15 protein-coding genes are annotated in these 16730 nt (G+C 35.4%); 7 read left to right on the top strand and 8 right to left on the bottom strand.

The genetic code is table 11. The features are described 5' to 3' along the window. Positions 1-15 precede the first annotated feature (15 nt). On the bottom strand, positions 16-1278 hold the full coding sequence (capB, locus tag OZP12_RS17200) for a cysteate-C-fatty acyltransferase (protein WP_281226311.1): 1263 nt from the start codon (positions 1276-1278) through the stop codon (positions 16-18). Positions 1279-1787: 509 nt separating this feature from the next. Here capB and OZP12_RS17195 point away from each other — a divergent pair. The 4 genes from OZP12_RS17195 (at position 1788) to OZP12_RS17180 (ending at position 6050) form a co-directional block, all read left to right on the top strand. Then, positions 1788-2576, top strand: coding sequence for an NYN domain-containing protein (locus OZP12_RS17195; protein WP_281226310.1), 789 nt, complete (start codon positions 1788-1790; stop codon positions 2574-2576). Between the two features lie 668 nt (positions 2577-3244). Next, the gene (locus OZP12_RS17190) at positions 3245-3823 is read left to right on the top strand and encodes a non-canonical purine NTP diphosphatase (RefSeq protein ID WP_281226309.1); all 579 of its coding nucleotides are present in this window, start codon (positions 3245-3247) and stop codon (positions 3821-3823) included. 131 nt (positions 3824-3954) lie between these two features. Beyond that, on the top strand, positions 3955-4911 hold the full coding sequence (locus tag OZP12_RS17185; protein WP_281226308.1) for a transporter: 957 nt from the start codon (positions 3955-3957) through the stop codon (positions 4909-4911). Positions 4912-4931: 20 nt separating this feature from the next. Next, positions 4932-6050, top strand: coding sequence for a GTP cyclohydrolase (locus tag OZP12_RS17180; RefSeq protein ID WP_281226307.1), 1119 nt, complete (start codon positions 4932-4934; stop codon positions 6048-6050). A gap of 161 nt (positions 6051-6211) precedes the next feature. Here OZP12_RS17180 and OZP12_RS17175 read toward each other — a convergent pair whose 3' ends face one another. The 3 genes from OZP12_RS17175 to OZP12_RS17165 all read right to left on the bottom strand — a co-directional run bounded on the left by OZP12_RS17175 (position 6212) and on the right by OZP12_RS17165 (position 8940). Then, positions 6212-6532: a panthothenate synthetase gene (locus OZP12_RS17175; protein ID WP_281226306.1), complete on the bottom strand. Its 321-nt coding sequence runs from the start codon at positions 6530-6532 to the stop codon at positions 6212-6214. A 196-nt stretch (positions 6533-6728) separates the two neighbouring features. Further along, positions 6729-7109, bottom strand: coding sequence for a PUR family DNA/RNA-binding protein (locus OZP12_RS17170; RefSeq protein ID WP_281226305.1), 381 nt, complete (start codon positions 7107-7109; stop codon positions 6729-6731). Positions 7110-7176: 67 nt separating this feature from the next. Then, positions 7177-8940, bottom strand: coding sequence for an ABC transporter ATP-binding protein (locus OZP12_RS17165; RefSeq protein WP_281226304.1), 1764 nt, complete (start codon positions 8938-8940; stop codon positions 7177-7179). A gap of 201 nt (positions 8941-9141) precedes the next feature. On the opposite strand from OZP12_RS17165, the gene OZP12_RS17160 reads away from it, so the two are divergent. From OZP12_RS17160 to yajC, 3 genes are all read left to right on the top strand, one after another. Beyond that, a complete protein-coding gene (locus tag OZP12_RS17160) occupies positions 9142-10248 on the top strand; it encodes a Glu/Leu/Phe/Val family dehydrogenase (protein ID WP_281226303.1) in 1107 nt (368 codons plus the stop codon). A gap of 232 nt (positions 10249-10480) precedes the next feature. Then, positions 10481-11392 carry a transcription antitermination factor NusB gene (gene nusB, locus OZP12_RS17155; protein ID WP_281229085.1) on the top strand — a complete coding sequence of 304 codons (912 nt, stop codon included), beginning with the start codon at positions 10481-10483 and terminating at the stop codon, positions 11390-11392. Positions 11393-11453: 61 nt separating this feature from the next. After that, complete coding sequence (gene yajC, locus OZP12_RS17150) at positions 11454-11726, top strand: preprotein translocase subunit YajC (RefSeq protein ID WP_281226302.1); 273 nt, start codon at positions 11454-11456, stop codon at positions 11724-11726. Between the two features lie 88 nt (positions 11727-11814). On the opposite strand, the gene OZP12_RS17145 is transcribed toward yajC, so the two are convergent. The 4 genes from OZP12_RS17145 to OZP12_RS17130 all read right to left on the bottom strand — a co-directional run bounded on the left by OZP12_RS17145 (position 11815) and on the right by OZP12_RS17130 (position 16726). Then, positions 11815-12375, bottom strand: coding sequence for a hypothetical protein (locus OZP12_RS17145; protein ID WP_281226301.1), 561 nt, complete (start codon positions 12373-12375; stop codon positions 11815-11817). A 263-nt stretch (positions 12376-12638) separates the two neighbouring features. Further along, positions 12639-13205, bottom strand: a complete 567-nt coding sequence (locus OZP12_RS17140; protein ID WP_281226300.1) for a YdeI/OmpD-associated family protein — start codon at positions 13203-13205, stop codon at positions 12639-12641. A 13-nt stretch (positions 13206-13218) separates the two neighbouring features. Then, positions 13219-14493, bottom strand: a complete 1275-nt coding sequence (gene pepT, locus OZP12_RS17135) for a peptidase T (protein ID WP_281226299.1) — start codon at positions 14491-14493, stop codon at positions 13219-13221. Positions 14494-14815: 322 nt separating this feature from the next. Next, complete coding sequence (locus OZP12_RS17130; RefSeq protein WP_281226298.1) at positions 14816-16726, bottom strand: SPFH domain-containing protein; 1911 nt, start codon at positions 16724-16726, stop codon at positions 14816-14818. Positions 16727-16730 lie beyond the last annotated feature (4 nt).

Genomic DNA, 16730 nt, shown 5'->3' with positions numbered 1-16730 from the left:
TAAGGTTGCTTATTGTTAAGCTTCCATGTCAACAGTTGTTTTGCTTGCGATTTCTTTGTAAGTACCGTTTGTTAATTTCTCACGGATAGCTTCAAAAGCTGACAAAGTCTCGTCAATGTCTTGCAAAGTGTGAGAAGCCGTAGGGATCATACGCAATAAAATGATTCCTTTCGGGATTACCGGATACACCACGATCGACAAGAAAATACCGTAGTTTTCTCTTAAATCGTTCACCATGACCATCGCTTCCGGGATACTTCCTTCCAAGTAAACAGGAGTGATGCAAGTGTTGGTGTCACCAATGTTGAATCCTCTTTGTTTCAAACCGTTTTGCAATGCGTTTACGTTTACCCAAAGTTTGTCTTTGATTTCCGAAGATTGACGCAACAATTCCAAACGTTTCAACGAACCGATAGTTTGGATCATTGGTAAAGCTTTGGCAAACATTTGCGAACGCAAGTTGTATTTCAAATAATCGATAACGTCTTTGTCTGCAGAAACGAAAGCTCCGATATTTGCCATTGATTTGGCAAAAGTCGAGAAGTAAACATCGATTCCGTCTTGGCAACCTTGCTCTTCACCGGCTCCGGCACCTGTTTTTCCAAGTGTACCAAAACCGTGTGCATCGTCAACAAGTAAACGGAAATTGTATTTTTCTTTCATCGCCACAATTTCTTTCAATTTTCCTTGTTGTCCGCGCATTCCAAAAACACCTTCGGTGATAAATAAAATACCACCACCAGTTGTTTCGGCTAGTTTTGTAGCACGTGCCAAGTTTTTCTCCATGCTTTCGATGTCGTTGTGCTTGTACGTAAAACGTTTTCCGCTGTGTAAACGAACACCGTCGATAATACAAGCGTGAGCATCAACATCATATACAATCACATCGTTTCTTGTAACCAAAGCATCGATGATAGAAACCATTCCCTGGTAACCGAAATTCAATAAATAAGCTGATTCTTTCATTGTAAAAGCAGCCAATTCCTGTTCCAATTGCTCGTGGTATTTGGTGTGACCGCTCATCATACGAGCTCCCATTGGGGCAGCAGCACCAAACTGTATAGCAGCATCAGTATCGGCTTTACGAACTTCAGGATGGTTTGCAAGACCTAAATAGTCGTTCAAACTCCAGTTCAAAATATCTTTTCCTTGAAATTTCATTCTTGGCCCTAGATCTCCTTCCAATTTTGGGAAAACATAATATCCTTCTGCTTGTGAAGCCCATTTTCCTAGAGGTCCTTTATTGTTTTGAATTCTTTCGAATAAATCTTTTACCATTTCCTAAATATATTTCTTCTACTATTTGTTTTAAGTCTGTTCCGATGTCTCGGAATCGGGAGCAAAAATAATTATTTATAATGTATTGGCGTCTTGAAAGTATATTTATTTTTTTAAAATAGAGTTATTTTGATGACTAATGAAATCATTTTTAGAGAAGTGAGAGTGAGGAGCTATTTACTTCGTCAGTTCGCTTTGCTCGTGTCCTGCTGTCCATTGCAAGCTCTCAGTCATAAACTTTTTTTTCTATAGTGCCGCAAGGAGCTTTTGGCTACCCTCTCTTTTGGAGAGGGGCTGGGGGTGAGGAAGTCGCTCTCGCGGCACTAGAAAAAATAGGTTTATTTCCTCGAGGCTTTTCATTTCCATCAGGGCTAGGACCGGAGACTTGAACATTTTCGATAAAAAAATGTATATTTGAAAGAGGTTTTATCGAAAATGAGAATAATAATTTTAATGATAATCTGAAATATTAAAATCAACAATCCAATAATCGAATAATTTAAGAAGGTATGTCCCAAAATTCAAAAGAATTAAAACTTGCTGTACTTATTGATGCCGACAATGTTCCTTACAGCAACGTAAAAGGAATGATGGAGGAAATTGCCAAATACGGAACACCAACCACTAAGCGGATTTATGCCGATTGGACCAAACCGAATGCCAACGGCTGGAAATCAGTGTTGCTCGAACATGCCATTACACCAATTCAACAATACAGTTATACGGTTGGGAAAAATTCCTCCGATTCTGCATTGATAATCGATGCGATGGATTTACTCTATTCGGACAAAGTGGATGGTTTTTGTATTGTTTCCAGTGACAGCGATTTCACCAGACTGGCTATTCGCTTGCGTGAATCGGGCATGAAAGTGATTGGTATAGGCGAGAAAAAAACACCTAACCCTTTTATTGTGGCCTGTGACCGATTTATTTTTATAGAGGTTTTGGAAGGTGCCATCAAAAAGAAAAAACCAAAGCAATCGGCTTCGGCTTCTGCCGCTGAGATAAAAGACAACAAGAAAGCTACCGAAAAAGAAACTACTGTAAAAATTGACGCCAAAACCATTGAGTTGATTGAAGATACTATCGATGCCATTTGTGATGATGACGGCTGGGCTTTCCTCGGTGATGTGGGAAATCTGATCGTAAAGAAAAAACCTGAATTTGATCCCCGTAACTACGGTTTCAACAAACTCACCCCGTTGCTCAAATCCCTTACTGATATACTCGAAATAGACGAAAGGGATTCTGATAAAAAAGGAATTAAACACGTTTATGTGCGATTGCGTTACACTTAAACAGGCTCTTAAAAAAAGCACAAAAAAAAGGAGGGCTTTTTACAGCCCTCCAATTATTGACTTTGATTTACCAATATTCCACTTATCTTACCCTTTAGTTGATTAATAAATAATCCTCCATATTTCGGTATTTACGCAAATACTTAATCAATCAAAACCATATTCAAAGATATGATAATTATTGGTTTAAGTTGTTGTTAAGGAGTACTTTAACTTTAAATTAACTTAGCAGTTTTATGTTTGTGGAGAATAACCAAGTTCAGGTTAATGGCGTTTGGCTCCCCTCTCCGAAGGAGAGGGGTTGGGGGTGAGGAAAAAAAAAGAAGGGCTTATTTCTAGCCCTTCAATTTGTAAGTTCTGATTTATCATTATCTAACTTATACCCTAATTCTGTATAGCTGACTATTGAGAATACTTTTTCTAATATTGAAATATTTGTGATATTATATTGCTCAAGTAATTAATCAGAACCGACATCCAAATTTACAATTTTATTATTTTTAAAATACTGTAAAACAGTATTTTAACTAAGTTTTAACTTCGTGGTTTTTTAATAGGAAATCGGTATATTTAATTGCTGAAAAGAGAGTTGTTAATAAATCAGTTGTTTTTTAAAGCGTAATAAACCAATACATTTGTATTCGAAAAAAAACAATAAACACCTACCTATGAAAATCGTTTTTGCTACGAACAACGCCAATAAAATAAAGGAAATACAAAGTATGCTTCCGGAAAGCATCGAAATTATTAGTTTGGAAAGTATAGGTTGCCATGAAGATATTCCTGAAACTGCAAATACCATTGAGGGAAACGCGATTATGAAAGCTAATTATGTAACGGAAAAATATGGCTATGATTGTTTCGCCGATGATACAGGACTTGAAGTGGAAGCTTTAAATGGTGAACCCGGAGTTTATTCGGCTCGATATGCCGGAGAGCAAAAGTCGGCTGAGGATAATATGAATAAATTACTTTTAAATTTAGAAAAATCAACCAATAGAAATGCCCAATTCAAAACCGTTATTACTTTGAATCTGAAAGGAAAACAATATCTTTTTACTGGAATTGCCAAAGGAGAAATTACTTTAGAAAAAAGCGGTAACCATGGCTTTGGTTATGACCCAATTTTCAGGCCCGAAGGATATCGGGAAACTTTCGCCCAACTTTCATTGGAAACCAAAAATGCCATAAGCCATAGAGGAAAAGCGACCCGAGAATTAATCGATTTTTTGAATCAGAATTCGTAGGGGGAAATTCGTGAATTCGTGGCTACTATTTTTCAAAATGAATATTCTAAGATTTTTTTAACCAAATGATAGTTACAATAAAATATAGTACATTTGGAATGCGTTATAGCTTTTCACTCAAATTACACAGTATGTCTACTATCAAAACGTTATTTTTTGCATTCATTTTTTTAATCCCAACAATTCATTACGGGCAGCACACAGACGAAATTAATTCGAACAGACCAGGAGAATCCATGTCGGCTTTCGCAGTTGGGAAAACAGTCTTTCAAGTAGAATCAGGTGTGTTTGGTATCACTGAAAACCATAATTTGTTGAAATACGATGCCAATGGATTTGGAGTAGATGTAGAATTGCGATATGGTGCTTTTCTTGAGAATTTAGAATTTATTGCCGATGTTCAATACCTGTACGAAACATTTACTTATCCAATGCAGGTTGATGATCGTGCCGATTTTAAACAATCTGTCTTGGGAGCAAAATATTTGATTTATGACCCAAATAAAGGATATAAAAGAGAGGCGAATATTTACAGTTGGAAAGCTAATCATAAATTCGATTGGCACCAATTAATCCCTGCTGTTGCTGTTTTTGGAGGGGCTAATTTTACTGGAAAGGACAATCCATTTTATTGGAGATCAAAATCTGAAATATCACCAAAAGCTGCTTTGATTTTGCAAAACCATTTAGGAGATGGTTCGTGGGTTTTTGTAGCCAATATTATTTACAATTACGTTACTACTGATTATCCTAGTTTGAGTTATATTGTGACTTTAACAAAAGGAATTAATCAACATTGGTCGGCATTTGCTGAAAATCAAGGGATAAAAAGCGATTTTTATAGCGATGCCATCGTTCGTGGCGGAGCAGCCTATTTGATTAATAGAAATTTGCAGGTTGATGCTTCCATAAGTACCAATTTCAAAGATACTCCTTCGATCCTTTATGGAGGTGTAGGATTGTCATGGCGCTATGATGGCCGATATAAAGAAGTACACCTTTTGTCAAAAGAAGAAAAACAAGCCGAAGAAGTGGCGAAAAAGACCAAAACCAAAAAAGGTTTTAGATTATTTAAAAAGAAGAAGTAATAACTCCCGATAGAATAGAAATGATTACCATAAAAGAAGCCAAAACCAAAAGCGAGTTAACAGAGTTTATAAAATTCCCATTTTCTTTATACAAAGGAAACCAATATTGGGTTCCGCCAATAATTGCTGATGAACTTGAATCGTTTGATAAAGACAAGAATCCTGCTTTCAATACCGCTCAGGCCAACTTTTATTTGGCTTATAGAGATAATAAAATCTTAGGGAGGATTGCTGCCATTATCAATTGGGATGAGGTGAATCAGCAGCAAAAGAATAAAGTCCGTTTTGGTTGGTTTGATGTTATTGATGATATCGAAGTAACTAAGGCATTACTTGAAAAAGTATATGAAATGGGACAAAAGCACAATCTCGAGTATGTAGAAGGGCCTATGGGGTTCTCAAATCTGGATAAAGTAGGGGTTTTGACCGAAGGTTTTGACGAATTGGGAACTATGGTTACCTGGTACAATCATCCCTATTATGCAAAGCATTTTGAGCAATTGGGTTATGTAACCGAAAAAGAATTTATGGAGAATAAATTCCCTTTTGCAAATGCGAAACCTGAGTTTTTTGAAAAAATTGCCGAATTGGTCAAAAAACGATATGAACTAAAACCAATCAATTTTAAATCGACTAAAGATGTGATGCCTTATGTGGATAAAATGTTTGATTTGTTTAATGAGAGCTACGCTAAGTTGTCTTCTTTCGTGGCAATAACGGATATTCAAAAAGAATATTTCAAGAAAAAATACATCAGCTTCATCAATCCTGAATACATAAAATACATTGAAGATAAGGATGGAAATCTAGTCGCTTTTGGGATTGTGATGCCTAGTTTCTCGAAAGCACTTCAAAAGGCCAATGGTAAATTGTTCCCTTTTGGATTTTTACATTTATTAAACGCAAGACGTAATAGCAAGGATGTTGTTTTTTATCTTATTGGTGTTCGTCCTGATTATCAAAATAAAGGTGTGACTGCTGTAATTTTTAAAGAGTATTACGAAACTTTTACTGCAAAAGGGATTAATTATTGCTATAGAACTCCCGAGTTGTCTGATAATTTAGCCATTCAGTTGATTTGGAAAAATTTTGACCCAGTTGTTCATTGCCGAAGAAAAACGTTTAGGAAATCACTATAGAATTATTTGATTTTTAGGATCAGATCTTCATATAAAAACGAAACCTCTTCTTAATGGAGAGGTTTTTTTATACCATTTGTGGATATAAAATAGTTTAAAAGAACGAGTAGATTGGATTATTTTATTTACATAAATGGTATTTAGTTAATGGTACGCTCTTTTTAATTGGCATGAACATCACTCCATTTTTCAGCTAGTTTGTTGAGGTTAGCTCTCATCAAATCTTCGGGGGTCATTGCGATTCTGATTTCGCAATGTGCTTCAAAATTTAAAAACCAAGGTTCGCAAATCGCTGGAATACTTGAGGCATCTGGTATTTCTACAATCATAACTGCACCTCTGCTTCCATCTTGTTCTGAAAAATAAATACTTTCTGGTTTTATATCATCGATAACGCGACCAATGGTTTCGCCAGCTGTACCATTTCGAACCATTGAATTGAAAGGCTCAATGGGGAAGATAACATTAATTAACATTTTCATTGTGAATGGATTTAAATTATTATCTCTAAAGGTACAAAATTATTATGCTTGATTACTTTTAAATAATTGATAATCAGTATGTTTTTTTAGTGAAAAATAAATTTACTGGGGATAATGTTTTTTGATTGTTTTAAGTATAAAAAAAGTCCAAAAATCAAGTGATTTTTGGACTCTCTAATTTGGTGTTTCTTGTTGATTAAATATCGTCAAATTCGATATCTGTAAAACTAGATGTATTTGGAATAATATCTTCATTTACTTTTTCTGAAGCGTATTCTTTTTTGAAATCTTTTTGGTGTCTTTCTGAAATTACTTCTTCACCTTTGTGGTTTAAAACGTAAGAAGTCATGTCTTCTAAAATTTCTGAAAAAGCGGTAAAATCTTCTTTGTATAAATAGATTTTGTGTTTTTTGAAGTGAAAAGATCCGTCTTCTTCGGTGAATTTTTTGCTTTCTGTTATTGTAATATAATAATCGTCAGCTTTGGTAGCTCTTACGTCAAAGAAATAGGTTCTTCTTCCAGCTCTTAAAACTTTTGAAAAAATTTCCTCCTTTTCTAACATATCATTTTCTCTCATAATCGTATCGTCATTTTATTATTTAATAGCAATCAAAAGTGGTAAAAATATATGTATTATACAACAATTAGAGCAATTCTTTTTCCGAAAGTTGTTTTAAATATAATGCTGCATAATACCCTCCTTGGTTTATTAATTGATTATGAGTGCCTTGTTCTATTATTTTTCCATTTTCAAGTATGATGATTTTATCTGCGTTTTTTGCCGATGAAACCCTATGACTCACAATAATTGTAGTTTTATTTTTACATATTTGATAAAGATTATTCAGAATTGCCTCTTCTGTTTCTGTATCGACCGCAGATAGGCAATCGTCAAAAAGTAAAATTTCAGGATTCTTTATAATAGCCCTTGCGATAGAAACACGTTGCTTTTGTCCACCGGAAAGCGTAATCCCTCTCTCACCCAAAATTGTATCGTATCCTTTGTTAAAACCGATAATATTGTCGTGAACGACAGCGCTTTTTGCGACTGCTTCGACCTCTTGATCAGTAGCGTCTTCTTTTCCAAATTTGATATTATTTTTAATGGTATCTGAAAATAAAAAAGCATCTTGAGGGACAACTCCAATACTGTTGCGTAAATCGAATAAATTGAGTTGGTCGATTTCTTTGTTGTCAATCAGGATTTTTCCTCCGGTAACATCGTATAAGCGCGACAATAAGGCCAAAACGGTTGATTTTCCAGAACCAGTTTTTCCTAGGATAGCCAAAGTTTCTCCTTTGTTGACAGTGAAGGAAACATTTTGTAACGCTTTTATTTGGGTGTCATCGTAGGTAAAGCTCACATTGTCAAAAACAATACTGCCATCAATTTTGGATTTATTGTTGTTTTTATTTTGTATCTCAGGTTCAATTTTCAAAAATTCGTTCAATCTTTTTTGCGAAGCTTCTGCCTCTTGTACCATTGAAGAAACCCAGCCCAATGACGCCACCGGCCAAGTCAGCATATTGATGTATAGTATGAATTCGGCAATCGTTCCAATACTTTTGATAGAACCATGAATGTACATTAGTCCGCCAAAATAAATTACGACCAAGTTGCTCACACCGATAAGGGCAATCATAAAAGGACCAAAAAGAGCTTGTACTTTGGCAAGGCTTAAACTTTTGCTTTTGCTTTCATTAGCCAAATCGTTAATGTTGGCTTGATGTTGTTCTTCCAACGAATAGGCTTTAATAACACGTATTCCGGAAAAAACTTCTTGGGTATAACTGGAAACCTTGGATAAGTATTGTTGGAATATTGTCGATCTTTTATTGATTTCAGAGCTCAATTTGAAGATGCAGTATGATAATATGGGTAAAGGTAATATGGTGTATAAAGTCAGTCTTGGCGATACATTGTACATATAACCGATTACGATTGCAAAACGGATAAATGTGTTTATCGTGTACATAACCGCCGGTCCAACGTACATTCTTACTTTGGAAACATCTTCGCTTATACGGTTCATCAAATCTCCGGTTCGGTTTTGTTTGTAGAAATTCAACGAAAGCTTTTCATATTGACGAAAAACTTCATTTTTTAAATCAAATTCAATGTGGCGAGACATTACTATCAAAGTTTGCCTCATAAGGAAGGTAAGAAAACCTGCTATAATTGTAGTTGCAATGATTAGTAGGATATTATTAATCAATTCGTGGCTTATAGCGCTAGGGTCAACCGAACTGCCTTTTCTGTAAGCTGTTTCAATTTGACTGAATGACTTGCTGACTAATTTTGGAGTAAATAAAGAGAAAATTTGTGCGATTATGGTGATAATTATTCCAAGTGAAAAGCTGTATTTGTACTTAATGAAATATTTATTTAAATATTGTAATTCTTTCATGTTTTAAGTGATTCGGTATTGAAATGTTTTTGTTTTTTGCTTAATGTCTAAATTTTAACAATTGTATTGAAGAAATGTTTGTTTTGTAAACATTGATGAATATTTATTTTTTTACAAATACAATGAAATATATTTATTTTTTATTTATGTTTGGGTTGTCTTTTTGATGAATTCGTAATTTATAACTAAAAAAATAGTACTATGAATGCTAATGTTACCTCTGTAAAGGAACTTCAAAAAATGGATCCTGTTTTTGGACAATTGTCATTTAATGATCACGAGCAAATCGTTTTTTGTAATGACAAAGATACAGGATTAAAAGCAATTATTGGTATCCATAATTCGGTTATGGGGCCAGCATTAGGGGGAACCCGAATGTTTAATTACGCCAATGAATGGGAAGCTTTGAATGATGTTTTGCGTCTGTCCAGAGGGATGACTTATAAGGCTGCTATCACTGGATTGAATATCGGTGGGGGAAAAGCAGTTATTATTGGCGATGCCAAAACTCAAAAAACACCTGAATTGATGCGTAAATTTGCTGAATTTGTGCATTCGCTAAGCGGAAGATATATTACAGCAGAAGATGTTGGAATGGAGACTTCAGACATGGATTTGGTAAGAGATGTTACTCCTTACGTTACCGGTATTTCCGAAGAAAGAGGTGGATCAGGTAATCCTTCACCAGTTACTGCTTTTGGAGTTTATATGGGAATGAAAGCAGCTGCCAAGCAACAATTTGGATCGGATAATTTAGAAGGTAAAAAAGTATTGGTTCAGGGAATTGGACACGTTGGGGAAACTTTGGTTTCGTATTTGACCAAAGAGGGAGCTCAGGTTTTTATCGCTGATATCAATGAAGAAAAATTGTATGAAGTAGCTACAAAATATAATGCACAAGTATTCACAGGAGACGATTTATATAGCGCCGATGTTGATATTTATGCGCCTTGTGCGATGGGAGCAACGATTAACGATACTACAGTAAATAAAATTAAAGCTAAAGTAATTGCTGGTGCTGCTAATAATCAATTAGCTAATGAAAATACTCATGGTTTGATTTTACAGGAAAGAGGGATTCTATATGCTCCTGATTTCTTGATTAATGCCGGAGGAATTATCAATGTTTATGCTGAGTTGGCTCATTACGATAAAGCAGAAATTATGCGTAAAACCGAAAATATCTACAATACTACATTGGAGATTTTTGATTACGCTGTTGCAAATGGAATAACTACGCATCAAGCGGCTTTGACAATTGCTCAAAACCGTATTGATTTGAGAAAAATAGAAAACAGTAAAAAATAGTTTTCATTTTTTAGTTTAAAGTCTCAGTTTGCAGTCTCAGTTTTGAGCTGAAAACTGAGATTTTTTTTTGAAACTATTTGAAAACTGTGACTGAGACTTACGACTACGACTGAAAACTTCAAAAATAAAGCAATTTTAAATTTTCATTTGACCAATGAAATTTATAATTTTGCAAACTAATTTTAAAAGTTCTTACAAGGTGGTAAATAGAAGACACATCCGCGTTAAAGTCATGCAATCCATTTATGCGATGCATCAAAATGGTTCTGATAATCTGGAAAAAGAAGAGAAATTTCTTTTTCATAGTATAGACGCAATTCAGGATTTATACCTTATCATGCTTTCTTCATTGATAGAAATCTGCAAAAAAGAGACTGTTTATTTGCAGTTGGCAAGTCAAAAACATTTGGCTACCAAAGAAGAACGCAATCCAAACAAGAAATTCATCAATAACAGCATTTTTCAAATTCTTGCTGAAAACAATTCCCTTAGTATAGCCCTTGAAAACCGTTCGATTAACAATTGGACTTTAAATGATGATTACATTATTCTTCTTTTAGCGGCTATAAAAGAAAGTGATTTGTATGCCAAATACATGAGTACAAAGGTGAATACTTTTGAAGAGGATAAACAATTTATTGTTGATATATTTTCAGATGTGATTGTTCCAAACGAGAAGCTATATGACTATCTGGAAGACGATAAATTGACATGGATTGATGATATTCCTTTGGTAAACACTCATATAATCAAGCAGTTAAAATCGATTAAGCAAGGTGAGGATGATAATTTCAGGGTTCCAAAATTGTATAAGGACATTGAGGATAAGGACTATGCTAAAAATTTGTTTAGAAAAACAGTTTTAAACGAAACGGAGTTAGCGAAAGAGTATGTTGATAAAACACCAAATTGGGACAGTGAGCGTATTGCCGAAATTGATACCATTATCCTTAAAATGGCTATTTGCGAATTCTTGAAGTTTCCATCTATTCCTGTTAAAGTAACTTTGAACGAATATTTGGAATTAGCCAAAGAATATTCAACACCAAAGAGTAGCATTTTCATCAACGGAATATTGGATAATTTGGTTAAAGAACTTGAAGCTAAAAAACGAATTGTAAAAATGGGAAGAGGTTTGATGTAATAATTAAATTCCAGATTTTACAACATTATAAAAACAATTAACAAAAACTAAAATTTAAATTATGGGACAATTACAACAGTTTTTACCATTTCTATTAATGTTTGTGGTTCTTTACTTTTTCATGATCAGACCACAGCAAAAACGTGCTAAAAACGAAAGAGAATTTGAAAGCAACTTAAAAGTAGGAGATAGAATAATTACTAAAAGCGGTATTCACGGAAAAATTGTAGAGCTTACAGATGCTACTGTAATTATTGAAACAATGGCTGGGAAGTTGAAAATGGAACGTTCTTCCATTTCTTTGGAGTTGACAGCTACTTTGAAAAAAGACTAGTTATAGAAGCTCACACCGATTGGTGTAAAAAAAAATCCCAAATTCCGATTTTCTAATTGGAATTTGGGATTTTTTCAGCAAACAGTTTTTATTTTTTCTTGCTCTTTTTGGCTTTTTTAGCTTTAGCTTTTTTCTCTTTGAGTTTAGCTTTTAGCTTTGCTTTTTTAGCTTTTTCTTTTTTGGCCTTTTTAGCCTTTTTTGCTTTTTTCTTAGCTTTTTCTTTGGCCTTGGCTTTTTTGGATTTCTCTTTTTCTTTCACTTTGTCTTTTGTTTTAGATTTTTTTTTCTTTTTTTCTTCCTCTTGAGGAACTACAACTGCTGTTTCTACCTCTGCGATAGCTTTGGTTTCAGTTTTTGTTTCAGTTGATGGAGCAGTAACTTTGGCTCTGCTAGGTCTTGCTGTTGTTGCTCTGGAAGCTCTTGGTTTTGTAGTGACTGATTTTACGGTCGCAGTGCTAGCAACTGCAGGTTTAGAGACAACGGGCTTAGCAGCCGTCGGTTTTGCTGTACTTGTTGTTCTCGCGGCGGTGGTTCTTGGTGCTCTTGGTTTTGGAGCTGCTGGCTTGACTGCTTCAGGTTTTTGATTATTTACTGGATCAGGACTGACTGAATTATCAGAAGTTGTTTTTTCGGCTTCTTTTTCTATCATAATACTTGTATTAATGAGTTATTAATTGTTTTGTAGTTAGTAAGAACGTATAAAGGCAACCTTTAATGGAATTTAATATTAATTAATTGTTGCGTTTGTATTAACAAATATAATGAATAATTAAAAGCCTTAATGTTAAGATTTTAGTGGTTTTTGATAAAAGAAGAAGGGCTGCAGGTAATGGTTTTAATTTTTTGAATAAAAAAAATCTCAAATTTCGATAAGCTGAAATTTGAGATTTTTATGAGTTAGATATTTCTTAGTTATCTGTATTTATCGTTGAGGCCAATGTTATCTAATATCATTGGTTTTATTTTTTTGATTCTCGAGATTTTGGTTTCTTCTCGTTTTGCTGTTTCTATATATTCAATAAACTCCTTTTGTTTGTATAGGCTGAAGTTCAAGAAGGCATCTTTTAGTTGGTCATCAATGTCTAATTCATTCTGCAATAAAGACGGAATAATAATTTCCGATTTTGTTTTTTCAGGCTTGGTTGTTTTTCCTAGCTTTTCATTGTCTATAGCTTCTTGGATATAGGGTAAAATCTCTTTTTCGTTGATTTCATCTTTGGATGTAAAACGCCATTGTCTTAATGATTTGGTTACACCTTCATTGGCATTAATTAAATGTTTCTTCTCGTCTTTTAAAAAGGCGCCATTAAAAAACCAAAGCGTAAAGAATTTCTTGAATCCACCAACACCAATCACATTTCTGTTATTGCTATCTACATACACGCAACCGCCCCATTTATTAGTTTCGACCAATTCTGTTTTAGCAATGATAGCTTTTAAAAGCTCCAATTCAGTTTCCCATTCCTCGTTGTTAGTCATCGAAAAATATGTTTTAACTTTTTTTGGACGCAGTTTCTTTTTTCTGATAGGCACCTTCAGCGGTCAATTCTGCAATTTTTACGATTACATTTACCGCTTTTTGCATGCTTTCTACAGGAACATATTCGTATTTTCCGTGGAAATTGTGACCACCGGCAAAGATATTTGGACAAGGTAAACCTTTGTAAGATAATTGACACCCGTCAGTTCCACCTCTGATGGGTTTTATAATAGGTTTTATACCCAATTCTCTCATCGCTTTTTCAGCAATAAAAACAATATGTTTTACAGGAAGAACCTTTTCTTTCATATTGTAATATTGGTCTTTTACCTCGGTAATTACGATGTCTTCACCAAATTGTTTTGCAAATTTCTTGTTGAATTTTTTGGCGATTTTGTCAATTAAGGCTTTTCGCTTTTCAAATTTGAATTTATTGTGATCACGAATGATTAGTTCTAAAACGGTTTCTTCAATACTTCCCGAAAGGTGATGAATATGAAAAAAGCCTTGATAACCTCTAGTTTCCTGGGGAGTTTCGTCCTTAGGTAATTCGTTGATGAAATCATTCGCAATAAGCATGGAATTGATCATCTTACCTTTGGCATATCCGGGATGTACGCTTTTTCCTTTGAAGATAATTTTGGCACCGGCTGCATTGAAATTTTCATATTCCAATTCACCAACCTGACTTCCGTCCATGGTATAAGCCCATTCGGCTCCAAATTTTTCCACATCAAAATGATGCGCACCGCGGCCAATCTCCTCATCAGGAGTAAAGGCTATTCTAATTTTTCCGTGTTTGATTTCAGGATTGTTGATCAGGAATTCCATTGCAGTAACAATTTCAGTAATTCCCGCTTTGTCATCGGCGCCTAGTAAGGTTGTTCCGTCGGTGGTGATTAATGTTTGTCCTTTGTATTGTAATAAATCTTTGAAATAAGAAGGGGAGAGGACAATATTTTGTTCGGCATTCAGGATAATGTCTTTACCGTCATAATCAGGAATGATTTGTGGTTTTACATTGGCTCCTGTAAAATCCGGAGTAGTGTCAAAATGAGAAATAAATCCAATAGTAGGTACTTCATGATCTACATTACTTGGAAGCGTTGCCATGATATAGGCTTTGTCGTCTATTGTGACATCTTGTAAGCCTATGGCCTTTAATTCTTCGACTAGTTTATTGGCGAGATCCCATTGTTTGGCTGTACTTGGGGTGGTATTTGAACCTGGATCCGACTCTGTGTCGATGGTTACATAGCTTACAAAACGATCAATTATATGTTGCATGGTATTTCTTTTTGGGCAAATATAAACATTTTTAAAGCAGATTGTTAAAACGCTTTTTGGGATACTTTTTTGGAGCAGAACATTTGCTCTTTTTTGAACGATTCCTCCCGCTGTCCGTTACAATCTTGTGAACCTCTCGTCTTTTGGGACGAGACGGTTCACAAGGATTTTCACTATCATCGGGGCTAAAAATCAACTTTTCTGCTTTTTTTTACAGGCAATAAAAAAATCTGCGAAAATCTGCCGAATCTGCGTGAAAAAATTAGCACGCAGATTTGATAGATTTTCGCAGATTAAAGGTTAAATATTTTTGTTTACATGTCTATTCTCCCTTTTTAGGAGTCTCTTTGTTGTTGGTGTCCATCATTTCCATAAGTTTTAGACCTAGCAGTCCACTCATAGAGCCATCAGTACCGTTGTTTCCAGAAATAAGGACTTCAGGGATAATTTTGATTTTTCCTTTACCAATTTCTTCGGTGATTTTGTATTTCGTAAAGTTATCGCCGCCCATCGCAGAGACCTGAAGTTGGTATGCCTCGGCAGTCGATTTACCAATAGCCATAATTTTTTCCGCTTCAGCGAGACCTGTTTTAGAGATTTTTTCGGCTTCGGCACTGGCGTTAAGTTTGGTTGCTTCGGCTTGCGCGCCTGCTCTTGCTTTTGTCGCTTCTGCTTCGGCATTGGCACGCATTTTTGTTGCTTCGGCTTCGGCGTTTACGTTCAGTTTTAAACTGGTTGCATCTCCTTCCGCTTTTTTAACTGTGGCATCGGCAGTACGTTGCGCGATTTCAACACTTTGGGAAGCCCTAACAATTTCCTTTTGCATGTCGGCAATTGCAGTTTCTTTTTCCATTCCCTGACGTTGTTCTTGAGCCATTTTCTGAGTCTGATAGGTTTTTTGCTCTTCTTCTGCAATTTTTCTATCCGTCAATGTTTTCATCAAGGATTCTGGTGGTACAATATCTCCAATTAAAGTGTCAACAGCATTAACGTTGTATTCGTCCAAGACTATTTTGATATGGTTTTTGGCCGATTCCTGACGCTCTTTTCTGGTCGAAAGGAACGAAATTACATCACTTTCCTGAGCTGAGTTTCTGAAATAATTTCCAATGGTAGGTTCTAAAACCTGAGAAACCAGATTGTTCATACTTCCAAAACGAGCAATTACTTTTGGAGCTTCATTCGCAGGAACGTGGATAATTTGCGAAACATCCAGATTGAAAGGGAAACCGTCTTTGGAACGAACTGTAATGGTAGAAAGGTTTTTGTCCAAGTTGTGGGATTCACTTCTGGCATCGGCCCAGTTTAATACCAAGTTGGTGGTTGGAACCGGTTCTAATTTGGTGGTGTATTTGTTAAGGGCATATTTACCGGGACCAAAAGGCTCCATCCAAACGCCACGTTGTCCTTTTGAAACAATATTTCCATGTTTGAAATTATCTCCGGTTACATCCTGACCGTCTTCCCCAATATATGAAATTACCACTCCAACATATCCTATAGGCACATCGGTCATTGGAGTCTGTTCAATCTGGATTGCCCAAGAGTTGATGTAATAAGAACCAGCAAGCATTACCTGTGGTTGCAGTCCACGGTTTCCTCCATTTTTCAAGAATTGGTCAAAATCCTGAAAGTTATTGTGGTTGTCAACAAATTTACCGGCAATTTGCCCGATAGGAATTGGCTCTCCATCCATGGCGGTCACAATTCCGACCATATTTTCGGAAATAACTACTTGTGGTGCCACCACTACTTCAAACAAAAAAGTATTAATACGGTAAGAACCTGTTGTAATAAATGCCGATTGACGCCCTTTTTGCCCGCCATTGTCAAGAAACATTGTTGCATCTTGAAAATTATCGGAGTTTACTTTTTGAGCAAGAATGCGTCCTGTAGGGATTTCGGCTCCGTCTTTACTTAATACCAGCCCAACATTTCCTTCAGGAATGATTGTAAACGGAGTCATGTTTACTGAATATTGCCAAGGCCACATTCCCCAATACAATCCTGGGGCAAGGGTTTTTGCCTGAAAACCGGCTTCGCCTTTGGTGGCGATAATTCTGCCGTCAGGCAATGATTTTGCGGCTCCAAAGAGCACGAATTTTTTGGTTACAAGACCAATTCGATCTTCAGGAACAATTACCATTCCAAAGAATACACGTAAAACAAATTTGTAAAAGAGCAGGGATAAAACAATTAATAATATCCACCAGTTAGTAAGAAAAAAGTTCATATTG

This window comes from Flavobacterium aquiphilum (assembly GCF_027111335.1).
GTDB classification, from domain to species: domain Bacteria; phylum Bacteroidota; class Bacteroidia; order Flavobacteriales; family Flavobacteriaceae; genus Flavobacterium; species Flavobacterium aquiphilum.
Note: the sequence above shows the minus strand (reverse complement) of the source record. Positions and strands in the feature narration are given on the sequence as shown.